This is a genomic window from Streptomyces sp. CO7, from assembly GCF_053474865.1.
Window position 1 is genome coordinate 928,047 of the sequence record NZ_JBRIOU010000004.1, and the last position, 21,302, is coordinate 949,348.

The following is a 21,302-nucleotide window of genomic DNA, read 5'->3' on the forward strand; positions in this document are numbered from 1 at the left end:
CAGCCAACTCCGCCGCAGCAGCCGGCCCAGAACAACCCGTACGCCGCCGCCCCGGGCGTCCCGCCGCAGGGCGCTCCGCAGGGGGCGCCGCAGGGGGCTCCCCAGGGCGCCCCGCAGGCCTACCCCGGTCACCCCGGTGCCGGCCCGGCGGCGCCGGCCTTCACCGCCCCCGCGATTCCCGCCCTGCCCTCCGGCGGCAAGCTGGCGATGGGCGCCGTGGCCGCCCTGGTCACCGGCCTGGTGGCCGCGGTGATCTACGGAATGATCATGGGCAAGGCCGAGGTGGAGGTCGGTTACGCCGCGGTGGGCGTGGGCGCGCTGGTCGGCCTGGTCAGCGGCAAGGTCGCCGGCGGCAACCCGGTGACCGCGATCATCGGCGCGATCGTCTCCCTGGGCGCCGTCTACCTCGGCCAGCTGATCGGTTACTCCGTCAGCGCCGCGGACCAGACGACGCTGCTCGGCGCCAACTTCTTCGAGGTGCTGACCGGGAACTTCGCCATCATCCAGGAGGTCTGGAGCGAGAACCTCGACCTCCTGACCATCGCGTTCATCGCCTTCGGCGGCTTCGCCGCGTTCAGCGTCGCCAAGAAGGTCGGCGACGACTGAGCCTGCCGGCCGTCACGCACGAGGGCCCGCCCACCGGTATCGACCGGGGGCGGGCCCTCGTGCGTGACGCGTACGCGCGGTCAGCGGCGGTGCTGGGAGTCCGCGACCGTCACCTCGACGCGCTGGAACTCCTTGAGCTCGCTGTAGCCCGTCGTGGCCATGGCCCGCTTCAGCGCGCCGAAGAAGTTCATCGACCCGTCCGGCGAGTGCGAGGGCCCGGTGAGGATCTCCTCCAGCGTGCCCACGGTGCCCAGGGCGACCTTCTTGCCGCGCGGCAGCTCGGCGTTGACGGCCTCCATGCCCCAGTGGTGGCCACGGCCCGGCGCGTCGGTGGCGCGCGCCAGCGGGGAGCCGATCATGACGGAGTCCGCTCCGCAGGCGATCGCCTTCGGCAGGTCGCCGGACCAGCCCACGCCGCCGTCCGCGATCACGTGCACGTACCGGCCGCCGGACTCGTCCATGTAGTCCCGGCGCGCCGCCGCCACGTCGGCGACCGCGGTGGCCATCGGCACCTGGATGCCCAGCACGTTGCGCGTGGTGTGCGCGGCGCCGCCGCCGAAGCCGACCAGCACGCCCGCCGCACCGGTGCGCATCAGGTGCAGCGCGGCCGTGTAGGTGGCGCAGCCGCCGACGATGACCGGCACGTCGAGCTCGTAGATGAACTGCTTGAGGTTGAGCGGCTCGTGCGAGGAGGACACGTGCTCCGCCGACACCGTGGTGCCGCGGATCACGAAGATGTCCACGCCCGCGTCCACGACCGTCTTGGAGAACTCGGCGGTGCGCTGCGGGGAGAGCGCCGCGGCGGTCACCACACCGGCGTCGCGCACCTCCTTGATGCGCTGCCCGATCAGCTCTTCCCTGATCGGGGCGGCGTAGACCTCCTGCAGGCGGCGGGTGGCCGCCTCGGCGGGCAGCTCGGCGATCTCGTCGAGCAGCGGCTGCGGGTCCTCGTACCGGGTCCACAGGCCCTCGAGGTTGAGGACGCCGAGGCCGCCCATCTCGCCGATGCGGATGGCGGTGGCCGGGGAGACGACCGAGTCCATCGGCGCGGCCAGGAACGGCAGCTCGAAGCGGTAGGCGTCGATCTGCCAGGCGATCGAGACCTCCTGCGGGTCCCGCGTACGGCGGCTCGGGACGACGGCGATGTCGTCGAAGGCGTACGCCCGGCGGCCGCGCTTGCCGCGCCCGATCTCGATCTCAGTCACGTCTGTGGCCTTTCCCTCTGCTTGTCAGGCGTCATCCAGTATCGCCGACGCCCGCGAAGAGGGCGGCACCCGCACCCGGCGGGGCCGCCCTCTAGAAACTGTTCAGGTACCGCGGGTCAGATCTGGCCGCTGTAGTTCGGCGCCTCGACCGTCATCTGGATGTCGTGCGGGTGGCTCTCCTTGAGGCCGGCCGAGGTGATCCGGACGAACCGGCCCTTCGACTCCATCTCCTCGATGGTCGCCGCGCCGACGTAGCCCATGGTCTGGCGCAAACCGCCGACGAGCTGGTGCAGCACGTTGGAGAGGGGGCCGCGGTAGGGCACCTGGCCCTCGATGCCCTCGGGGACCAGCTTCTCGTCGGAGCTGACCTCGGCCTGGAAGTAGCGGTCCTTGGAGTAGGACCTGCCCTGGCCGCGGGACTGCATCGCGCCGAGCGAGCCCATGCCGCGGTAGGACTTGAACTGCTTGCCGTTGATGAACTGCAGCTCGCCGGGGGACTCCTCGCAGCCGGCCAGCAGGCTGCCCAGCATGACGCTGTCCGCGCCGGCCGCCAGGGCCTTGCCGATGTCGCCGGAGTACTGCAGGCCGCCGTCGCCGATGACCGGCACACCGGCCGAGCGGGCGGCGAGGGACGCCTCGTAGATGGCGCTGACCTGCGGGACGCCGATGCCGGCGACCACCCGGGTGGTGCAGATGGAGCCGGGGCCGACGCCCACCTTCACGCCGTCGGCGCCGGCGTCGATGATCGCCTGCGCGCCGTCACGGGTGGCGACGTTGCCGCCGATCACGTCCACGTGCACCGCGGACTTGATCTTCGCCATCCAGCTCAGGGCGTTGCTGTTGTGGCCGTGGGAGGTGTCCACGATGAGGAAGTCCACGCCCGCGGCGGCCAGCGCCTGGGCGCGCTCCAGCGCCTCGGGGCTCGCGCCCACGGCGGCGCCGACGAGCAGCCGGCCCTCGGCGTCCTTGGCGGCGTGCGGGTACTGCTCGGCCTTGACGAAGTCCTTGACCGTGATGAGGCCCTTGAGGACGCCCTCGCCGTCGACCAGCGGAAGCTTCTCGATCTTGTGCTTGCGCAGCAGCTCCATGGCGTCGGCGCCGGAGATCCCGACCGTGCCGGTGACCAGCGGCATCGGCGTCATGACCTCGTGCACCCTGCGGGTGCGGTCGGACTCGAACGCCATGTCGCGGTTGGTCACGATGCCGAGCAGCTTGCCCGCCGGGTCGGTGACCGGGACGCCGCTGATGCGGAACTTGGCGCACAGCGCGTCGGCCTCGGCGAGGGTGGCCTCCGGGTGCACGGTGATCGGGTCGGTCACCATGCCGGACTCGGAGCGCTTCACGAGGTCGACCTGGTTGACCTGGTCCTCGATCGACAGGTTGCGGTGCAGCACGCCGACGCCGCCCTGGCGGGCCATCGCGATGGCCATCCGGGACTCGGTGACCTTGTCCATCGCCGCGGACAGCAGCGGGATGTTCACCTTGATGTTCCGGGAGATCCGGGTGGAGGTGTCGACCGCGTTCGGGAGGACGTCCGACGCTCCCGGTAGCAGCAACACGTCGTCGTAGGTCAGCCCGAGCGTCGCGAATTTGGCGGGCACTCCGTCGACGTTTGCAGTCATGACACCTTCCCCATGGCCTTGATCGGTGCGGATGTCCATGCTAACGGGATCCGGCGCCCCGGCATTCCACCATTCGTGGGCACGGCGGGTGACAGGACGGCACCGCGTTCGGTTACGACGGGTGAGCGGGCGACCGGCCGGCGCGCGGAAGGACGCCTCGCACCGGGCAGGATCCGCACCGTGGCCGGAAACCGCCGGTGCGGACGTCGCAGGCGGTGACCGTCACTGCTCGGCGAGCGCCCGCAGACGGCTCAGCGCACGGTGCTGGGCGACCCGGACGGCGCCGGGTGACATTCCCAACATCTGGCCGGTTTCCTCCGCCGTCAGGCCGACGGCGATGCGGAGCAGCAGCAGCTCGCGCTGGTTCTCCGGGAGGTTGGCCAGCAGTTTCTTGGCCCATTCGGCGTCGCTGCTGAGCAGCGCGCGCTCCTCGGGACCGAGCGAGTCGTCGGGCCGCTCGGGCATCTCGTCGGACGGCACCGCCGTGGACCCGGGGTGGCGCATCGCGGCCCGCTGCAGGTCGGCGACCTTGTGGGCGGCGATGGCGCAGACGAAGGCCTCGAAGGGCCGGCCGGTGTCCCGGTAGCGCGGCAGCGCCAGCAGCACCGCGACGCAGACCTCCTGCGCCAGGTCCTCCACGAAGTGGCGGGCGTCGCCGGGGAGCCGGGACAGCCTGGTGCGGCAGTAGCGCAGCGCCAGCGGGTGCACCCGCGCCAGCAGGTCGTGCGTCGCCTGTTCGTCCCCGTCGACGGCACGATGGACGAGGGCACCGATCACCGTCGTCTCGTCGTCGCGCATCGCTCCATGGTGCACCGGAGCCCGCGAGGCGGGTCCGCCGCGGCCCTGGTTGTGCACCGAAGCGTTATGAGCAGGTGCGCCGGCACTCATCCGCTGCGCCCTCCCCTTCCGCTCGACCGACTCGTCCCCGAGAACTCCACATCTCAAGGATGCGGCATCCGCGGCGAAACGAGCATCGGGCACCCGTCAGGAGGTTCTGCAGTCTCCGTCACAGGTGCGGCAGGCGGGGTCCGCCGGAGGGATCTCCGGCACCCCGCCCTGACGCAGTCATCGAGGCGACCCACCGACGGGTCCTACCGGACCAGACCCCACCGGAAGCCGAGCGCCACGGCATGTGCCCGGTCCGAGGCGCCGAGCTTCTTGAAGAGCCGGCGGGCGTGGGTCTTGACCGTGTCCTCGGAGAGGAACAGCTCGCGGCCGATCTCGGCGTTGGAGCGGCCGTGGCTCATGCCCTCGAGGACCTGGATCTCGCGCGCCGTGAGCGTGGGCGCGGCGCCCATCTCGGCGGAACGTAGCCGGCGCGGGGCGAGCCGCCAGGTCGGGTCCGCCAGGGCCTGCGTCACCGTGGCGCGCAGTTCGGCCCGGGAGGCGTCCTTGTGCAGGTAGCCGCGGGCGCCGGCGGCGACGGCCAGCGCCACACCGTCCAGGTCCTCGGCTACGGTCAGCATGATGATGCGGGCCCCGGGGTCGGCGGAGAGGAGGCGGCGGACCGTCTCGACACCGCCCAGGCCGGGCATGCGGACGTCCATGAGAATGAGGTCCGAGCGGTCGGCACCCCAGCGGCGGAGGACTTCCTCGCCGTTGGCCGCCGTCGTCACGCGCTCGACGCCGGGCACGGTCGCGACCGCGCGGCGGAGCGCCTCTCGGGCAAGCGGGGAGTCGTCACAGACGAGGACGGAAGTCATGACCGCCCTCCGCAGCTGATGCGCGTCACCTTGAGCCTCCAGGCTGGTACGAAATCGTCACCTGTGCGGTCGATCCTTGGTGGGCCTCTCGGATCATCCACCCGAGCGCTTGTTCCGTCGACCGCCTCGCCCTCTCAACGACGGTCACTCGAAAGAGTTACGGGGAGAAAGGCCGCCTTCAGCACTCTACGTGAGGGGGTCATCACCTCTCGGTCACACACAGCATGCACACAAGTTTTCCTCAGACCGTCTGACCTGATTGGCTCCATTTCTTCCGTTTTGCGGGTGTCTGTGACTAGATTCGCAATGAGTCATATTTTCATCTCCTTAGATCGTTCGTAGATCTTCATTGATCGCGGGTACGCGGTCGCCGAACCGGCAACCAGCAATAAGGGGACACGTCATGGCTGATTTCTCCCGCCTTCCCGGTCCTAACGCGGACCTGTGGGACTGGCAGCTCCACGCCGCCTGCCGCGGGGTCGACAGTTCGCTCTTCTTCCATCCGGAAGGGGAACGCGGGGCGGCGCGCAGCGCCCGTGAGAACTCGGCCAAGGAGGTGTGCATGAGGTGCCCGGTCCGGGCGGAGTGCGCGGCACACGCCCTGGCGGTACGCGAGCCCTACGGAGTCTGGGGCGGCCTCACCGAGGACGAACGCGAGGAGCTGATGGGGCGGGCACGCCACCGCCTGGTGCCGGTGCCGGACCGCGGGGGCCACGGGGCGCACGGCGGCCACGGGGCGATGCCCGACGGCGACGCGGAGGGCATCGACTAGCGGGCCGCGGTCGCCGGTCACGAGTGAAACGTTTCTGCGGCCCGGGACGCCCCGGGCTCAGCCCCGGGCGGCCGCCGCGCGCTCCAGCTGACGGAGGGTGGCCGCCACGGCCGGGACGTGTTCCAGGTCGGCGAGGGTGAGGGCGACGACCTCGCGCCGCACCGCCGGTTCGACGCGGACCTCCCGCACGCCCCGCCCCCGCACCGCTTCCACGGCCAGCCGGGGCAGCACCGCCACCCCGAGCCCGGCGCCGACCAGCCCGACCACCGCCGGGTAGTCGTCCGTCGCGAAGTCGATCCGCGGCGTGAAGCCCGCCTGGGCGCACACCTCCACCAGCTGCCCCCGGCACCGGGGGCAGCCCGCGATCCACGGCTCCCCCGCCAGTTCGCCGATGCCCACCGACTCGGCGGCCGCCAGCGGGTGCCTCTCGGGCACCAGACCCACCAGGCGGTCGCTCAGCAGCGGCCGCACCACCAGGTCGTCCCACTCCTCCGACTCCGCCCGCGCGCCCTGGCCGGCTCCCGCCCGCGCGCCCTGGCCGGTCACCGCTCCTGAGCCCGCCTCCGAGGGATCCCCCGCGCGGCCGTACCGGAAGGCCAGCGCCACGTCGCAGTCGCCGGCGCGGAGCATCTCCACCGAACGCGGCGGCTCCGCCTCCTCCAGCGACACCTGGGTGCCGGGATGCTCGGCCCGCAGCGCGGCCAGCGCCGTCGGCACCAGGGTGGAGCTTCCGCTGGGGAACGACACCAGCCGCACCCGCCCGGCCCGCAGCCCGGCGATCGCGGCGACCTCCTCCTCCGCGGCGGTCAGACCCGCGAGGATGCCCGCCGCGTGGCGCACCAACGCCTCGCCCGCCTGGGTGAGGCGCATGCCCCGCCCGGCGCGGACGATCAGCGGCGTGCCCGCCGAGGACTCCAGCGCCTTCATCTGCTGGCTCACGGCGGGCTGGGTGCAGCCCAGCTCCCGCGCCGCGGCGGAGTAGGAACCGGTGGCGGCGACGGCACGCAGGACTCGGAGATGACGAGCTTCGATCACCCTTCCGAGCATAAGTCAGCCTTGGAGTGCGGCGGGAAAAACTTCCTCCCGCTTTGGGCGGGGTGGCGCTACCGTGCCGCTCATGAAGGTCCTCTCGATCAACCTCGGCTCCGCCTCCGCCGTCACCTACACGAGCCACCCCGACGGCCTCACCGGCATCGACAAGCGGCCGGCCGACGGCCCCGTCCGGATCTCCGCCCCCGGCCCCAAGGGCGCCGGGGCGAGCGGCCTGAGCGGCGACGCCATCTGCGAACTGCGTCATCACGGCGGCGACGACCAGGCGGTCTACGCCTTCGCCCGCGAGGACCTGGACGAGTGGGAGCGCGAGCTCGGCCGCCCGCTGCGCAACGGGGTCTTCGGCGAGAACCTCACCGTCTCGGGCCTGGACGTCTCCGGCGCGCGCATCGGCGAGAGGTGGCGCGTCGGGCCGGACGTCGTCCTCCAGGTCACCTCGCCTCGCATCCCCTGCAACACCTTCCAGGGCCACATGGCCGAGCCGCAGTGGGTGAAGCGCTTCACCGCGAAGGGGGCGCCGGGCGCCTATCTCCGGGTGGTCAGCCCCGGCGAGGTCCGCGCCGGCGACGCCGTGGAGGTCGTCCGCCGCCCGGACCACGAGGTGACGATCGCCCTGTGCTTCCGCGCCGTGACCCTGGAGCGCGCCCTGCTGCCCCGCCTGCTGGAGGCGGGCGAGGACCTTCCCGAGGAGGAGCGCGCGGCCGTCCACAAGTACATGGCGCGGCAGTCCTCCTGACCCGCGTTCCCCACCGGACGCCCCGCCTCCTGCACGCGTCACCGCCTGCATAACCTGACCCCATGACTACGGCTCTGATCACAGGTTCGACGGCCGGCCTCGGGGCCGCCTTCGCACGACGGCTGGCGGCCCGGGGGCACAACCTGGTGCTGGTGGCCAGGGACACCGAGCGGCTGCGCACGCAGGCGACCGAACTGCACGACCGGCACGGCATCGAGGCCGAGGTGCTCACCGCGGACCTGGCCACCGACGAGGGCATCGACGCGGTGGCCGTCCGCCTCGCCGACCGGCGCCACCCGGTGGACCTGCTGGTCAACAACGCGGGCTTCGGCAACAAGGGCCGCTACCTGGAGGTCCCGGTCGCCGACGAGCTGCGGATGCTCAAGGTCCACTGCGAGGCCGTGCTGCGGCTGACCACCGCGGCGGTCGAGGGGATGCGCGAGCGCGGACGGGGCGGCGTGATCAACGTGGCCTCGGTCGCGGCCTTCGTCCCGCGCGGCACCTACGGCGCGTCCAAGGCCTGGGTCGTCCAGTTCACCCAGGGCGCGGCCCGCGACCTGGCCGCCGACGGCGTCCGGCTGACGGCGCTCTGCCCGGGGTTCGTGCGCACCGAGTTCCACGAGCGGGCCGGCATGGGCACCGGCAACATCCCGGGCTGGATGTGGCTGGACGCCGACAAGGTCGTCACCGCGGCCCTCGACGACTTCGCCCGCGGGCGGACCGTCTCCATCCCGGACCCCCGCTACAAGGCCCTGCTCGGCCTGACCAAGCTGGTCCCGCGCAACCTGCTCGGCGGCGTCTCCTCCTCGGCGGGCCGCAAGTACGGCCCCGGCCGCTGAGGCGCCGTCCGAGCGGGCGGTCCCTCACGGAGGGTGGCCCGCGACGGGGCCGGTTAGGCTACGGGCAGCCGGGGCAGTTCCGATTCCGGTGGGCGTCATGACCCAGCCGTGTTGCAGCCCACCACTCACCGATGGGGATCCCCATGGCCAACCGACGCAACGACATGCTCGGCGTCGGCGGACAGCGCAAGAAGCTGTCCCGTTCCGACCAGCAGGCCTCCGTCACCGCGAGCTCGAACAGCCGGCAGACGGCCGCCGAGCAGAAGCGTGAACTGCTGCGCAGGATGCGCGAGCGCACGCAGCCGGGGCAGGGCGCGCAGCAGTGACGCGCTGACACGTGTGGGGCCGCCTCCCTCTTCGAAGAGGGAGGCGGCCCCACGTGTTTCCCCCGCGCACCACCGCGCGACCGCGACCGCGCCCCGGGCACGCCCTCAGGACGTCAGGTCGAGCAGTCCCGCCGCCGTCGCCCGGAAGCCGCAGGCGTCGAAGTAGAACGCCCGCAGCGGCTCCTTGAAGTCGACGTGGAGCCACCCGCACCCCGCGCCCCTGGCCTCCTCGGCCGCCCTGCGGACCAGGGCGGCGCCGATGCCTTCGCCCTGGCGGTCCGGGGCCACGGCCGTGTCCAGCAGGAACGCGTGCGTGCCGCCGTCCCAGGCGACGTTGACGAACCCCACCAGGATCCCGCCCTCGCGGGCGCAGACCCAGCCGAGGCTGTGCCGCCGCAGCCGGCCCGTCCATCCGCCCTCCCCCGGCGGACGGCCGAACGCCGCGGCGTGCAACGCCTCCAGCTCCGCCTCCCCGACCTCACCGCGCCACTCGTACGTGATCGTCATGCGGGGAGGCTAGGCCCTCAGCCGCAGCAGCCGCCGCCGTTTTCCGCCTGGCCCGGGCTGTCCGCCTGGCTCGCGCTCCCGGCCGGGCGCAGGCCGAGCTCGACGACCTGCGGGGCCTGGACGACGGAGGAGGCCGGGGAGCAGCAGCCGCTGTCCGCGGACTCCGGGGACTGCGCGGCGGGGGTGTCGAAGAGGCCCGCGCCGCCGCAGACCCCGGTCTCGGGGAGGACCAGTTCGACGCGGTCGGCGGACTCCGTGTCACCGGCCAGCGCGGCGGCCACCGAGCGGACCTGCTCGTACCCGGTGAGCGCCAGGAACGTCGGGGCGCGGCCGTAGGACTTGGCTCCGACCATGTAGAAGTCGCGCTCGGGGTGCCCGAGTTCGCGGTGTCCGTGCGGGTAGACCGTGCCGCAGGAGTGCTGGTTGGGGTCGATCAGCGGGGCCAGCTCCACGGGGGCCTGCAGCCGTTCGTCGAGGCCGAGACGGATCTCGGAGAGGAACGACAGGTCGGGGCGGAGCCCGGTCAGGACGATCACCTCGTCGACGGGGTCGAGGCGGCGGCCGTCCTCGGCGGTGAGCACGAGGCGCCCGTCGCCGTCGCGCTCCACGGAGGCGGTGCGGAAGCCGGTGACCGCCGCGGCGTGGCCCTGCTCCACGGCGGCCTTGGCGGCGAGGCCGAGGGCGCCGCGGGCGGGGAGCTGGTCGGCGGTGCCGCCGCCGAAGGTGGAGCCGGAGATGCCGCGGCGCAGGATCCAGGTGGCGTGCGTGCCGGCGCCGTCGCCGGACCTGGCCAGCTCGGCGAGGGTGGCCAGGGCGGTGAAGGCCGAGGCGCCGGAGCCGATCACGGCGGTGCGGCGGCCGGCGTAACGGGCCCGCGCCGCGGGGTCGTTCAGGTCGGGCACGCGGTAGGTGACGCGGTCCGCGGCGGCCTTCTCCCCCAGGGCGGGCAGACCGTCGCCCCCGGCCGGTCCCGGCAGGGTCCAGCTGCCGGAGGCGTCGATCACGGCGGCGGCCAGGAGCCGCTCCTCGCCGCCGTCGGCGTAAGTGACGTGCACGGTGAACGGCTGGTCCTCGCGCTCGGCGTCGACCACCCGGTCCCGCCCGACGCGGGAGACGCCGGTGACGGTGGCCCCGTAGCGGACCGTCTCCCCGAGGACGTCGGCCAGCGGCCGCAGGTACCGCTCGGCCCAGTCGCCGCCGGTGGGGTAGGTGGACGGGTCCGGGCGGGTCCAGCCGGTGGGGGCGAGGAGCTTCTCGGCCTCGGCGTCGACCAGCTCGCTCCAGGTGGAGAAGAGCCGCACGTGGGCCCACTCCCGCACCGCCGCCCCGGCGGTCTCCCCCGCCTCCAGCACGAGCGGGGTGAGTCCGCGCCCGGTGAGATGTGCGGCGGCCGCCAGGCCGACGGGGCCGGCTCCGATGACGACGACGGGAAGCTGCTGCTCAGTCATGACGACTCCAGGTCTGGCGGGACGGGCGGTGGATGACGGTGCGTGCGTGAGCGGGCGACGCGGGCGGTCAGTGGAATCTCAGTGCGAGCGTCCTGGCGCGTTCCCGGGCCGCCTCCGCGCGGCACGACCGGGTGCAGACCTCGCCGGTGCGCTCCGAGTAGCTGACCCGGACCAAGTCCGCGGCGGTGCGGCGCACGCGGGCGGCGGCAAGAGCGGTACGCAGGGAAGACATGCCGAGCACTCCTCATATCGACGGACATCGATCTCTTGACGAGCCCAGCATGGCAGAGCGATTCGACGAACGTCAACATAGACGTTCATCAAATCTGCGCGGTTGGCGCGACCGGCCGAAAAACCGGAGGACTCCGCAGCCGAGGCCGTGCCACCATGCGGCCATGACCCCGACCCGAAAGGGCGATGCCGCGTAGGCCGCCCGGCGCCGTCCGCGCCCGCACCTGGTCCGCCTCCGTCCGGACCCGCCCCTTCAGCAGCGTCCCCGGCCTGCGGAGGGACGCCGCGACAGCCGTCAGGCGCCTCGAAGCGCGGAGGTTCTCACCCGGCTTCCTCGCCGAGGCGCTGCTGACCTACGAGGCATTCCTGCGCCGCCCCGGCCGGTGGCTCTACGTACCCCCCGGCGACTGCCCGTGCTGCGACCCGGTCGAGGCACGGGACAACGTGGAATCCCTCCTCCACGCCCTGCCGGTCGGCCCGCGCCGCCAACTGACCCGCATCGTCGCCGCACTCGACGCCGAGTTCGAACGCCGCACCCTCCCGGACCCCACCGCCGCCCGCCGTTGGCCGGCCCTCACCTCGCCGCCGCCCTGGTGGCACCTCCGCCTGCAGGGCCCGTAGCCCGACACGCGCTCCGCCCACCGAAGCGTTGGGCCTGGAGCGGGCGTTACTCCTGGGAGTGAATCGGCCCCGGGAAAGCGCCCCAGACTCGGGCATATTCACCGAACGCATCCGAACCGCTACGCAATGTGCAGTAGCGTCGTCTCGTCAACCTGCCCCAGGGTGGGTCCGGTTGGCGCACACAAAATGGCCCCCGGGACGGTTGCACCCGTCCACGAGGGCCTGAACCACGACGGGAAGTAGGCCTCCCACAGTGATCTGCCGCAACTTTATCGCGCCCACGCGCGCGTTCACCCAGCTCGCCAACGAGATCATCCGGCACCCACGGCTGTCCTCGGACGCGGCCCGCGTCCTGACCTGGCAGCTCTCCCTTCCGCCCGGGGCGACGGAGACGCTGTCGGAGACCGCGAAGCGCGCCCGCATCGGCGGGTCGGCCTTCACCACCGCCAAGCGTCAGCTCATCGCCGAGGGTTACGTCCATGAGCGGCGTGTGCAGATCGAGCGTGGCCGCTGGGCCACCCGGCAGCTCGTCTCCAGCGTGCCGCTGCGGGCGGCCGAGGCGGACAAGTTTCTCGCCGCCCTGCCGACGCAAGGGAGGGACACCGTTCACCGGGTGTCGCCGCAGGCGGCGCCGAGTGGCCGCCCTCCGGCCGCCGGTGGGCCGACCACCCCGCTGTCCGACGGTCCTTCCCTCCGCAATACGAATGAGCTGGGTAAGACTTCCCACCATCCGGGGGCGACACCGGACGCGGACGACAGCACGGACACGGGCGCAGACGCGTACGCGGAGGCCGGCGGCGCAGAGGCAGATGCCCGCGACGCAGACGCACAGGCAGAGGCAGAGGCACACGCAGGTGCGGACGTGGCGAGTGAGCCCGGCCCACACCATGCCCCTGCGGCTCTGGGGCAGGAACCCGCGCCCGGGCCGCCCGAATTCGCCCAGGCACCGGAACCCGCGCCCGCCCGGGAGGAGGAAGCCGCCCCCGACTGCACCCAGGAGACGCTCGACCTCGCCTGGGCACTCGTCGCAGCGTTCCCGATGCTCGATCCGGAGCTCCGGGGCATCCCCCGCGCCATGCGCCCGGAGCTGACCCGGCTCACCGCCCGCTGGCTGGTCGCGGGCCACACCCCCGGCGACATCCGCACCCACATCCTGCGCGGCCTGCCCACCGACGGCGCCCCCGTGCTCAGGCCCGGCGGCCTCCTGCGCTACCTGCTCACCGAGGTGCCGCCGCTCCCCGCCGCCCGTACGGGCGGCCGGCTGCCCGAGACGCCTCCAAAGCCCTGGCCCCTTCGGGAGTGCGAAGGCCCTCGCCATGACTCCCCCGTGATGTTTCGACCCGTCGAGGGCGAATCCCTCTGCCCGGGCTGCCTCGGCGCGATGCCGGAAGGGCCCGAGATCTGACGTCCGCGGCCCTGGTGCTCGTCGGCTGTCGTCGTCGCCCACCGGGCGGTAGCGCTCCGGGACCGAGACAGCTGGATGAAGCAAGCAACAGCGCGAAAGACGCGATCACTTCTGGCATCCTGCACGTCACGGGACGATTCAACGATCCCGGCACCATAGGGCCTTCTCCGACCACTCGATGCCATCGGCGCCAATGAGCTCCCGACAACGGGATGCCTTCTGTGCTGCGGAGGAGGACGAATCCGCAGTACGGAAGCGACCCCGGCCACACGTCCTTTGCGCATTACCCGTCCCCGTTGTCGGTGTCCGTCAGGTTCCTGCACCTGTTGTGGGCGTCATCCATGTCCGTCTGACATCGGTGAAGTTGCAGTCCTGCCCCCTTCTGCCTCCCCCTGGCGCCACTCCCTGAACACACCGCGACCGGCCCGAGGGAAAGGCCGCCCGGCACGTCCTCTCCGCACCAGAGTCACCCGAATGGCCATTCGGAATTTGGCGCAGTAAGGGCTGGCAGAGTGTTGAGGCCCTCGTGACAGTGGAGTTGCCGCACAGGGTGCGGCGGGCGCATGCGCATCGGGGGAACAACGGGGGACACATGTCGTTCGAGGACGAGTGGGCACAACTCAAGGAAGACGCGCTCCGCAGGGCGAACACGGGGATGAATCTTGCCGGTGTCGAACCCGCCATGCCGGCGCCACGCGGGACCGGAGGCGTGGACCTGGGACTGATCGACAGCCCCCTTCGCGCCACGGCGACGAATCTGCGCGAGACCCGTGACAACGGCCAGGAACAGACGAAGTTGTACGACGCGGAGGCCGTGGGCAAAGCCCATGGGGACTGGGACGCAGGCGTTGCCAACGACCAGTGCGTGCGCGCATGGCAAAGCCGTCTCCACGAGTTGGGCGACATGGTCGAGGACGCCACGGCGGCGCTCACGAAGGCGATGGACAGCCAGATCAGCGACGACGGCTCCGTGGCCGTCCAGCTCGAGAAGGCGGCGGACTGGCTCGAGGGGGCCTGATGGTCTCCGTGAGCGACCTGACGTCCGCCAGGCCGCAGCAGTGGCGCGACGCAGCCGACGACGTCCTGGCAGCAGCCAGGCAATGCGACACGCTCGCGGGCGTCGCCCCGTGACGAGATGGCCGCCACGCTGCAGCAGTGCTGGGTGGGGGACGCCGGCCGGGCGGCCCGGGAGAAGTTCGTCAAGCATGCCGGAGACTACGAGGCAGCCTCCCTTTCGCTGCGCGCGCTCGCGCGCGTGTACGACGATCTGGCCGAGGACATCGCAGCGGCACAGCGGGAACTGAACAGCGTGCTGGACTACGCCCACCGGCACGGTCTGAGGGTCGACGAGAGCGGCCGGGTCGGCTTCGCCCAGCCCGTCCTGCTGGCCCCGGACAGCCCCGAGTACCAGCAGGTCACGGACACCCGCGACCTCGTCATGGAAGCGCTGGCCAAGGCGAACAAGGCCGATCTCGAGGCTGCCAAGGACTTGCGCACCATAGAGGGCCTGACCTTGATCGGCGATCCGGCGATGGCCAGGGAGTCGCTCTCCGGCGACAGTCCGTTGGCCATCGCACTGCGCCTGTCCGGCGGACTTGACGGCGTGCACCCGATCAATGTGCCGCCGAACATCCTCGACGCGGTGAAACTGGCGTCAGCCGAGACCGGGATCAGCCGCAAGTTGTTGATGGCCATCCTGTGGCAGGAACAGCAGTGGTACCAGAATCACAACCCCAGCCTGCGTGGTCCGCTCGCCGCATTCGGCCGGTTCTTCAACTGAGGGCTCGTCCTCGGACCCAAGCCGGACAAGTCCCTGGGCATCACCCACATGAAGCCCGATACCGCCCGGGCCGTCGCCGGAAAGCACGACAACGCCTTCCGGTTGGAGGACGGTAGGTATCTCAGCCAGGTGGGCGACGCGGAACTCGCCGCCATCATCGAGCAGAACCCCGAGCTGAACGTCCGGCTCAGCGCCTACCATCTGCTCGATCTGCAGGAGAGCGAGTACGGATCCACCTCCGACAAGCAGTTGTTCACCCTCTACGCGGCCGACACCCCCGACGTGCGGGAGAAGAACGAGCAGTACGGCGACGACTCCGACAACCGCGGCGGAGACATCAAGGCCAGGGGAGAGAACTGGGACAAGATCGAGGCACATCTCGACGACGCGTTGGCCTGGGAAGCACTGAGTGACGAGGACCGGGCCACCGCCCTCCGGCAGTTGGAGTCACAGACACCAGCAGGGCACCACGTGTCGCTCAACCCGATCTACACGACGACACCTTCCACAGGAACCGGCACGGGCGAACCCGAGCCCGGAACGCCCTCGCCGAGCCCCGGACCCGCACCGACCCCGCCAGGAGCCCACAGCACACCATGACCAGAATCGCGCGACCGCTCGTCGGCCTCCTGGCTGCCTTGCTGCTCACCGCCTGCGGTGCCCTCGAGGACCGCAGGCCGGAGCCGCCCACCCCCATGCCGTCCAACGTGCCGACCGGTCCGCAGTACGAGAAAGTCGACGGCGTGGTGTCCGCGTTGGAGCGGGCGGGCATCGACTGCCGCGTCCTGCGCCGGCAGCCCGGCGGTCTGCACTGCGAGGCCCGGATCGACGGCACCGCCGTGGTGGCGGAAATACAGGCATTCGACCTGAAGGAACGCACCCGCGACCAGATCGGCGACTCCATCGCCGCCTGGCGCATCAGTGGCACCACCGTCGTGGCCGCGGGCAACTGGTTCCTCCGCGTCGTGCCCAACGACACGCCCTCCTACTCCGAGCAGATCGCCGAAGCCCTCGACGCCGTCGTCCTGCCGCCCCCGTACCACCTGCCGCCCATCCCAAAGAAGCCCGAGTACGCGAACACCGGCGCGCTGGCCGACGCCGTGGAGGACTCCGTGGGCTGCTCCCACCGGGAGGCGGGCCCGAGCGGTCTCCTGATGTGCCGGACTAGGCAGTCGAAAGGCACCTCGTGCGGTGGCACCGACCGGGGGCACGACGCGGGCATCGTGCTCCATGACAGCCGGGCCGCCCGGAACGACTTCATCCGGCTGCTCCTCACCGAGGAGAACGTCACTCGGCACTTCGTCACGGCCGGAAACTGGACGCTCATGCTCTGCGACACCGGGGACGCGAAGGAAGCGGCCGAGGAACTGGGCGGCACCGTGATCGACCAGTACCCCGGGGACCGGTGACGCCGAAGTCCGTACGGGCCACGCGCCGAGGCCCGGCGTCCCGCGGGGAGCGGGAGGCCGGGCCTCGGTGGGAGAGCGGGGTGGCTCAGTGGGAGTGGCCGTGGCTGTGGCCGTGACCCGCCGAGGCCTCCTCCTCTTCCTTCTTCTCGACGACCAGGGTCTCGGTCGTGAGGAGGAGGGAGGCGATGGAGGCGGCGTTCTCCAGGGCGGAGCGGGTGACCTTGACCGGGTCGATGACGCCGGACTTCACCAGGTCGCCGTACTCGCCGGTGGCGGCGTTGTAGCCCTGGCCCTTGTCCATCTCCTGGACCTTGGAGACGATCACGTAGCCCTCGAGGCCCGCGTTCTCGGCGATCCAGCGCAGCGGCTCGACGACCGCGCGGCGGACGACGGAGACACCGGTGGCCTCGTCGCCGGACTTGTCGAGGTTGCCCTCGAGGACCTTGGCGGCGTGGACCAGCGCGGAGCCACCACCGGAGACGATGCCCTCCTCGACCGCGGCGCGGGTCGCGGAGATGGCGTCCTCCAGACGGTGCTTCTTCTCCTTCAGCTCCACCTCGGTGGCGGCGCCGACCTTGATCACGCACACGCCGCCGGCCAGCTTGGCGAGGCGCTCCTGGAGCTTCTCGCGGTCCCAGTCGGAGTCCGTGGACTCGATCTCGGCCTTGATCTGGGCGACGCGGCCCTGGACGTCCTCGGAGGAGCCGGCGCCGTCGACGACGGTGGTGTCGTCCTTGGTGACGGTCACGCGACGCGCGGAGCCGAGCACCTCGAGGCCGACCTGGTCGAGCTTGAGGCCGACCTCCTCGGCGATGACCTGGGCGCCCGTGAGGACGGCCATGTCCTGCAGCATCGCCTTGCGGCGGTCGCCGAAGCCCGGGGCCTTGACCGCGACGGCGTTGAACGTGCCGCGGATCTTGTTGACGACCAGGGTCGACAGGGCCTCGCCCTCGACGTCCTCGGCGATGATCAGCAGCGGACGCGAGGCGTTCGACTGGATGATCTTCTCGAGCAGCGGCAGGAGGTCCTGGATGGAGGAGATCTTGCCCTGGTTGATGAGGATGTACGGGTCCTCGAGGACGGCCTCCATGCGCTCCTGGTCCGTCACGAAGTACGGGGACAGGTAGCCCTTGTCGAAGGCCATGCCCTCGGTGAAGTCCAGCTCCAGGCCGAAGGTGTTGGACTCCTCGACGGTGATGACACCGTCCTTGCCGACCTTGTCCATCGCCTCGGCGATGAGCTCGCCGACCTGCTTGTCCTGGGCGGACAGCGCGGCGACGGCGGCGATGTCGGACTTCTCCTCGATCGGGCGGGCGGTCGCGAGGAGGTCCTCGGACACGGCCTTCACCGCGGCGTCGATGCCCTTCTTCAGGGCGGCCGGGGAGGCGCCGGCGGCGACGTTGCGCAGACCCTCGCGGACCAGGGCCTGGGCGAGCACGGTCGCGGTGGTCGTACCGTCACCGGCGATGTCGTTGGTCTTGGTCGCGACCTCCTTCACCAGCTGGGCGCCGAGGTTCTCGTACGGGTCCTCGATCTCCACCTCGCGGGCGATGGTGACGCCGTCGTTGGTGATGGTCGGGGCGCCGAACTTCTTGTCGATGACGACGTTGCGGCCCTTGGGACCGATCGTCACCTTGACCGTGTCGGCCAGCTTGTTGACGCCGCGCTCGAGGGCGCGACGGGCGTCCTCGTCGAACTTCAGGATCTTCGCCATGGGAGCGGTTCAGCCCTCTCGGGAGAATGCGGTGTATCGCCGTCTGTCGGAGCAATACGAAGTCTTGAAAAAGCGAACTGCGCCCCGGCGCCCGGCTTATGGCGCGGGAGTCCGGGGCGCAGCTCGATGCTTCTTGGAGAAGCGGGCTTCGGCGGAAGCGAGCAGCTGTCGAGCAGGCTTCGGCGAAGCGGGGTGAACTACTTCTCGATGACCGCGAGGACGTCGCGGGACGAGAGGACGAGGTACTCCTCGCCGTTGTACTTCACCTCGGTGCCGCCGTACTTGCTGTAGAGCACGATGTCGCCGACCTTGACGTCGAGCGGCAGGCGCTCGCCGTTCTCGAAGCGGCCCGGGCCCACGGCCAGGATGACGCCCTCCTGGGGCTTCTCCTTGGCGGTGTCCGGAATGACCAGGCCAGAGGCCGTGGTCTGCTCGGCGTCGAGCGGCTGGACCACGATGCGGTCCTCGAGCGGCTTGATGGCAACCTTGGAGCTGGCGGTCGTCACGATCCGACCTCCCCCTTCGGAGATCTCACGGGGTTAACTGTCTGAGGTGGCGACCAGGTCGATCCGTCGTCGCGGGTGCCGGACCTGCCCGTCGCTGTGTTGGCACTCGCCTGGGGCGAGTGCCAAGGCTGAGACTATGACCGGGGTTAGCACTCGGTCAAGCGGAGTGCCAATTTCTCGGCGGGTTGCGTGAAGTCACGCGCCCGTCGGACTCCCCCCGGGCGGCTCACGAGGCTCCTCCGGCCCCGGGCGGGGACCGCCCTGCGGCCCCGGGCAGGGACAATGGGGCGGTGAGTGAGACCGCTGATCCGTCGGCCGCGTTCGCGGCGCTGTTGACCGCCGAGGGCCGCGCCCTGCTGGACGAGGTGCGGGACGTGACGCCCGGCGAGGAGCTGGCCGTGGCCACCCGGCTGCGGCGGGACCACTCCCCCGCCCTGGTGTCGTCCGCCCTGGCCCAGGCCCGGCTGCGCAACCGCGCCGCCGCGAAGTTCGGCGCGCACGACGCCCGGCGGATGTTCTTCACCCCGCACGGCGTCGAGCAGTCCACCCGCGCCCCGGTGGCCGCGCACCGCGCCGCACGGTTCGCCGGGCTCGGCGTGCGCTCGGTCGCCGACCTGTGCTGCGGGATCGGCGGCGACGCGATCGCGCTGGCACGGGCCGGCGTCCGCGTCCTGGCCGTCGACCGCGACCCGCTGACCGCCGCCGTCGCCCGGGCCAACGCCGAGGCGCTGGGCCTGAGCGACCTGATCGAGGTGCGGGAGGCCGACGTCACCGAGATCGACACCGCCCCGTACGACGCCGTCTTCGTGGACCCGGCGCGCCGCGGCGGCCGGGGGCGGATCTTCGACCCGGAGGCCTACTCGCCGCCGCTGTCCTGGGCGGTCGGGGCCGCCCGCGGCGCCTCGCGGGCCGCCGCGCTGAAGGTGGCCCCCGGCATCCCGCACGAGGCGGTGCCCGAGGACGCCGAGGCGGAGTGGATCTCGGACGGCGGTGACGTCAAGGAGGCCGTCCTCTGGTTCGGCGAGGCGGCCCGCCCCGGCGCGGTGTGCGCCACGCTGCTTCCCGGCCCGCGCCGGCTGCTCGGCCGGGGGCTGCCCGACCCGGAGGTCCGCCCGGTCGGCCGGTACCTGTACGAGCCGGACGGCGCGGTGATCCGTGCGCACCTGGTGGCCGAGGTCGCCGAGGAGGTCGGCGGCGGGCTGATCGACGAGACCATCGCCTTCGTCACCGCCGACGAGCCGCGGCCCACCGCGTACGCCACGGGGTACGAGATCACCGACACGCTGCCCTTCAACGTCAAGAAGCTGAAGGCGCTGCTGCGGGAGCGGCAGGTCGGCACGCTCACCGTGAAGAAGCGGGGGTCGGCGGTCGAGCCGGAGGAACTGCGCCGCAAGGCGCTTCCCAAGCCGCAGGGGCGGAACGCGGTCACGGTCTTCCTGACCCGGGTCGCGGGCGCCCCGACGATGCTCCTGGGGCACCCGCTGCCGCGCTGACGGCGGATCAGGGGACGCCGGCTCAGGACGGCGCCGGTCCCAGCGCGCCGAGCACCTCCGGCATGTCGGCGACCCGCGCCATGACGAGCACTTCGCAGTCGCCGTCCCTGCACTCCGCGACGCAGGTCCCGTCCGGCCTGCTCCTGGCGGACGAGGACGCACGCACCCGCGTCACACGCAAGGCGGGCACCCGGACCCGTGCCACCCGCCCGGCCGGGTCGGGGGTGGCGGCGAGCAGCCCGGGGCCGACTACCAGGTACTGGAACCCTTCCTTGCTGTACGGCACGTCGCCGAGCACCCAGCCGGGCACCACGTGTTCGCCCGTGGGGGGCACCGGCCGGATGTGCATCTCGCGCCGTTGCCTCACCGGCCGGGAGGAGAGCCACGCGGCCACGGGAGCAACCACAACCGCCGCACCCGCGTACAGCCACGCCAGCGGGGTCAGCACGTCCTGCGGCCCTCCGGCCGAGAATCCGATCGGCACACAGGCCACGACGCCCAGCCCCGCGGTCAGCCAGACGGCCGCCGGGACCAAGACCTCTCGCCCCTCCGCCGGCCGCCCCGGCCTCCGTTGCCGCAGCGTCAGCCACCCGGCGGTCCAGAGCAGCGAGAGCGCCACGGGCGCGAGTGCCGCACCGAGCATCAGAGGCGGCCGCCAGGCGAGCAGCCGGGACCCGTCGACCGTGTCCCGATCCGCCCCCTGACGCACCTCGGCCACGGAGCCGCGCCAGAGCACGGCCTCGGCCTCCTCCCTCGGCGTCACACCGAGACCGTCCTGCAGGCCGGCCATCGTCAGCACGCTCCGGGACCCGTCGGCGAAACGGAGTGCGAGCTGGTACTTCCTCTTGCCGCCGTGGACGTGAGGGTCCACGCCGGTGACCGTCGCCGCCGCCACCGTCCGGCAGCCCTCGACGGACCGCCCGTTGCGGCACTCCGGCGCCTCCCGGTACTCCCGCAGATCGCTCAGCGGCCCCGGCAGCCACACCAGCGCGATCAGGAGCACGGCAATGCCTGCCGCGCCTCCCGCCCAGGCGTAGGGCTTCGGGGGCATCTGCTGCCGCTGCTGCGCCGGCATCGTGCGCCTCCGTTCGCGTCGATCCGTGCCGCTCCGTTGTCGCTCACGGCATCCAGGGCCCAGGACGCGAGGCGATCTCCGCCGGTTCCGCACCGCCCTCCTGTCCGGGACCGCTCCCCCGCTCCCCGCTCCGGCGTCCACGACAACGGCAACGGCAACGGCAACGGCAACGGCGGGAGCGTCACCGCCCGGAGGGGACCGGAGGGCCGGTGAAGAAAGCAGCGTTCGGCCCGCTCGGGGGGACGGACGACGAC

General features: G+C 71.9%; 23 protein-coding genes. 12 read left to right on the top strand and 11 right to left on the bottom strand.

What is annotated here, in order from left to right; translation table 11 throughout:
• Positions 1–606, top strand: a 606-nt coding sequence (locus ACOV8S_RS16965) for a hypothetical protein (protein ID WP_448318637.1), incomplete at its 5' end; no start/stop codon positions are given.
• 80 nt (positions 607–686) lie between these two features.
• Here the strand turns inward: ACOV8S_RS16965 and ACOV8S_RS16970 are convergent.
• From ACOV8S_RS16970 to ACOV8S_RS16985, 4 genes are all read right to left on the bottom strand, one after another.
• Positions 687–1,811: a GuaB3 family IMP dehydrogenase-related protein gene (locus tag ACOV8S_RS16970; protein ID WP_448318638.1), complete on the bottom strand. Its 1,125-nt coding sequence runs from the start codon at positions 1,809–1,811 to the stop codon at positions 687–689.
• Between the two features lie 116 nt (positions 1,812–1,927).
• Complete coding sequence (gene guaB / locus ACOV8S_RS16975) at positions 1,928–3,433, bottom strand: IMP dehydrogenase (RefSeq protein ID WP_448318639.1); 1,506 nt, start codon at positions 3,431–3,433, stop codon at positions 1,928–1,930.
• Between the two features lie 222 nt (positions 3,434–3,655).
• On the bottom strand, positions 3,656–4,231 hold the full coding sequence (locus ACOV8S_RS16980; RefSeq protein WP_108954763.1) for a sigma-70 family RNA polymerase sigma factor: 576 nt from the start codon (positions 4,229–4,231) through the stop codon (positions 3,656–3,658).
• A gap of 293 nt (positions 4,232–4,524) precedes the next feature.
• Positions 4,525–5,136, bottom strand: a complete 612-nt coding sequence (locus ACOV8S_RS16985) for a response regulator transcription factor (protein WP_003948568.1) — start codon at positions 5,134–5,136, stop codon at positions 4,525–4,527.
• A 403-nt stretch (positions 5,137–5,539) separates the two neighbouring features.
• Between ACOV8S_RS16985 and ACOV8S_RS16990 the strand changes: the two genes are divergently transcribed.
• Entirely contained in the window at positions 5,540–5,908 is a 369-nt protein-coding gene (locus ACOV8S_RS16990; RefSeq protein WP_448318640.1) for a WhiB family transcriptional regulator, read from the top strand.
• A gap of 57 nt (positions 5,909–5,965) precedes the next feature.
• Here the strand turns inward: ACOV8S_RS16990 and ACOV8S_RS16995 are convergent, their stop codons facing one another.
• Positions 5,966–6,943 (bottom strand): LysR family transcriptional regulator, encoded by a 978-nt coding sequence (locus ACOV8S_RS16995; RefSeq protein ID WP_448318641.1) that lies wholly within the window; start codon positions 6,941–6,943, stop codon positions 5,966–5,968.
• Between the two features lie 82 nt (positions 6,944–7,025).
• On the opposite strand from ACOV8S_RS16995, the gene ACOV8S_RS17000 reads away from it, so the two are divergent.
• From ACOV8S_RS17000 to ACOV8S_RS17010, 3 genes are all read left to right on the top strand, one after another.
• Positions 7,026–7,694, top strand: a complete 669-nt coding sequence (locus tag ACOV8S_RS17000; RefSeq protein ID WP_448318642.1) for an MOSC domain-containing protein — start codon at positions 7,026–7,028, stop codon at positions 7,692–7,694.
• Positions 7,695–7,756: 62 nt separating this feature from the next.
• On the top strand, positions 7,757–8,533 hold the full coding sequence (locus ACOV8S_RS17005) for an SDR family NAD(P)-dependent oxidoreductase (RefSeq protein ID WP_351110600.1): 777 nt from the start codon (positions 7,757–7,759) through the stop codon (positions 8,531–8,533).
• 131 nt (positions 8,534–8,664) lie between these two features.
• A complete protein-coding gene (locus ACOV8S_RS17010; protein WP_448318643.1) occupies positions 8,665–8,859 on the top strand; it encodes a DUF6243 family protein in 195 nt (64 codons plus the stop codon).
• Positions 8,860–8,964: 105 nt separating this feature from the next.
• Here ACOV8S_RS17010 and ACOV8S_RS17015 read toward each other — a convergent pair whose 3' ends face one another.
• The 3 genes from ACOV8S_RS17015 to ACOV8S_RS17025 all read right to left on the bottom strand — a co-directional run bounded on the left by ACOV8S_RS17015 (position 8,965) and on the right by ACOV8S_RS17025 (position 11,046).
• Positions 8,965–9,366 carry a GNAT family N-acetyltransferase gene (locus ACOV8S_RS17015; RefSeq protein ID WP_448318644.1) on the bottom strand — a complete coding sequence of 134 codons (402 nt, stop codon included), beginning with the start codon at positions 9,364–9,366 and terminating at the stop codon, positions 8,965–8,967.
• Between the two features lie 17 nt (positions 9,367–9,383).
• Positions 9,384–10,814, bottom strand: coding sequence for an NAD(P)-binding domain-containing protein (locus ACOV8S_RS17020; RefSeq protein WP_448318645.1), 1,431 nt, complete (start codon positions 10,812–10,814; stop codon positions 9,384–9,386).
• Between the two features lie 67 nt (positions 10,815–10,881).
• Entirely contained in the window at positions 10,882–11,046 is a 165-nt protein-coding gene (locus tag ACOV8S_RS17025) for a hypothetical protein (RefSeq protein WP_448318646.1), read from the bottom strand.
• 185 nt (positions 11,047–11,231) lie between these two features.
• Here ACOV8S_RS17025 and ACOV8S_RS17030 point away from each other — a divergent pair, with 185 nt between their 5' ends.
• The 6 genes from ACOV8S_RS17030 (at position 11,232) to ACOV8S_RS17055 (ending at position 16,260) form a co-directional block, all read left to right on the top strand.
• Positions 11,232–11,666 carry a hypothetical protein gene (locus tag ACOV8S_RS17030; protein WP_448318647.1) on the top strand — a complete coding sequence of 145 codons (435 nt, stop codon included), beginning with the start codon at positions 11,232–11,234 and terminating at the stop codon, positions 11,664–11,666.
• Between the two features lie 253 nt (positions 11,667–11,919).
• Entirely contained in the window at positions 11,920–13,071 is a 1,152-nt protein-coding gene (locus ACOV8S_RS17035; RefSeq protein WP_448318648.1) for a hypothetical protein, read from the top strand.
• A 592-nt stretch (positions 13,072–13,663) separates the two neighbouring features.
• Complete coding sequence (locus tag ACOV8S_RS17040; protein ID WP_448318649.1) at positions 13,664–14,089, top strand: hypothetical protein; 426 nt, start codon at positions 13,664–13,666, stop codon at positions 14,087–14,089.
• A gap of 117 nt (positions 14,090–14,206) precedes the next feature.
• Positions 14,207–14,851, top strand: coding sequence for a hypothetical protein (locus ACOV8S_RS17045; protein ID WP_448318650.1), 645 nt, complete (start codon positions 14,207–14,209; stop codon positions 14,849–14,851).
• 48 nt (positions 14,852–14,899) lie between these two features.
• On the top strand, positions 14,900–15,451 hold the full coding sequence (locus ACOV8S_RS17050; protein WP_448318651.1) for a hypothetical protein: 552 nt from the start codon (positions 14,900–14,902) through the stop codon (positions 15,449–15,451).
• Positions 15,448–16,260 carry a hypothetical protein gene (locus ACOV8S_RS17055; protein ID WP_448318652.1) on the top strand — a complete coding sequence of 271 codons (813 nt, stop codon included), beginning with the start codon at positions 15,448–15,450 and terminating at the stop codon, positions 16,258–16,260. Before ACOV8S_RS17050 ends, ACOV8S_RS17055 begins: the two co-directional genes overlap by 4 nt.
• An 85-nt stretch (positions 16,261–16,345) precedes the next feature.
• Here ACOV8S_RS17055 and groL read toward each other — a convergent pair whose 3' ends face one another.
• On the bottom strand, positions 16,346–17,974 hold the full coding sequence (gene groL / locus ACOV8S_RS17060; protein WP_448318653.1) for a chaperonin GroEL: 1,629 nt from the start codon (positions 17,972–17,974) through the stop codon (positions 16,346–16,348).
• 197 nt (positions 17,975–18,171) lie between these two features.
• The gene (gene groES / locus ACOV8S_RS17065) at positions 18,172–18,480 is read right to left on the bottom strand and encodes a co-chaperone GroES (protein ID WP_031477499.1); all 309 of its coding nucleotides are present in this window, start codon (positions 18,478–18,480) and stop codon (positions 18,172–18,174) included.
• 290 nt (positions 18,481–18,770) lie between these two features.
• Between groES and ACOV8S_RS17070 the strand changes: the two genes are divergently transcribed.
• Entirely contained in the window at positions 18,771–19,973 is a 1,203-nt protein-coding gene (locus ACOV8S_RS17070; protein ID WP_448318654.1) for a class I SAM-dependent methyltransferase, read from the top strand.
• A gap of 22 nt (positions 19,974–19,995) precedes the next feature.
• On the opposite strand, the gene ACOV8S_RS17075 is transcribed toward ACOV8S_RS17070, so the two are convergent.
• Positions 19,996–21,048 carry a hypothetical protein gene (locus tag ACOV8S_RS17075; RefSeq protein ID WP_448318655.1) on the bottom strand — a complete coding sequence of 351 codons (1,053 nt, stop codon included), beginning with the start codon at positions 21,046–21,048 and terminating at the stop codon, positions 19,996–19,998.
• Positions 21,049–21,302 lie beyond the last annotated feature (254 nt).

Coding starts and splice junctions, on each gene's coding strand:
- guaB (WP_448318639.1), bottom strand. CDS start 3,433: ATGACTGCAAACGTCGACGGAGTGCCCGCCAAATTCGCGACGCTCGGG.
- ACOV8S_RS16980 (WP_108954763.1), bottom strand. CDS start 4,231: ATGCGCGACGACGAGACGACGGTGATCGGTGCCCTCGTCCATCGTGCC.
- ACOV8S_RS16985 (WP_003948568.1), bottom strand. CDS start 5,136: ATGACTTCCGTCCTCGTCTGTGACGACTCCCCGCTTGCCCGAGAGGCG.
- ACOV8S_RS16990 (WP_448318640.1), top strand. CDS start 5,540: ATGGCTGATTTCTCCCGCCTTCCCGGTCCTAACGCGGACCTGTGGGAC.
- ACOV8S_RS17000 (WP_448318642.1), top strand. CDS start 7,026: ATGAAGGTCCTCTCGATCAACCTCGGCTCCGCCTCCGCCGTCACCTAC.
- ACOV8S_RS17005 (WP_351110600.1), top strand. CDS start 7,757: ATGACTACGGCTCTGATCACAGGTTCGACGGCCGGCCTCGGGGCCGCC.
- ACOV8S_RS17010 (WP_448318643.1), top strand. CDS start 8,665: ATGGGGATCCCCATGGCCAACCGACGCAACGACATGCTCGGCGTCGGC.
- ACOV8S_RS17015 (WP_448318644.1), bottom strand. CDS start 9,366: ATGACGATCACGTACGAGTGGCGCGGTGAGGTCGGGGAGGCGGAGCTG.
- ACOV8S_RS17020 (WP_448318645.1), bottom strand. CDS start 10,814: ATGACTGAGCAGCAGCTTCCCGTCGTCGTCATCGGAGCCGGCCCCGTC.
- ACOV8S_RS17025 (WP_448318646.1), bottom strand. CDS start 11,046: ATGTCTTCCCTGCGTACCGCTCTTGCCGCCGCCCGCGTGCGCCGCACC.
- ACOV8S_RS17030 (WP_448318647.1), top strand. CDS start 11,232: ATGCCGCGTAGGCCGCCCGGCGCCGTCCGCGCCCGCACCTGGTCCGCC.
- ACOV8S_RS17040 (WP_448318649.1), top strand. CDS start 13,664: ATGTCGTTCGAGGACGAGTGGGCACAACTCAAGGAAGACGCGCTCCGC.
- ACOV8S_RS17045 (WP_448318650.1), top strand. CDS start 14,207: ATGGCCGCCACGCTGCAGCAGTGCTGGGTGGGGGACGCCGGCCGGGCG.
- ACOV8S_RS17050 (WP_448318651.1), top strand. CDS start 14,900: ATGAAGCCCGATACCGCCCGGGCCGTCGCCGGAAAGCACGACAACGCC.
- ACOV8S_RS17055 (WP_448318652.1), top strand. CDS start 15,448: ATGACCAGAATCGCGCGACCGCTCGTCGGCCTCCTGGCTGCCTTGCTG.
- groL (WP_448318653.1), bottom strand. CDS start 17,974: ATGGCGAAGATCCTGAAGTTCGACGAGGACGCCCGTCGCGCCCTCGAG.
- ACOV8S_RS17075 (WP_448318655.1), bottom strand. CDS start 21,048: ATGCCGGCGCAGCAGCGGCAGCAGATGCCCCCGAAGCCCTACGCCTGG.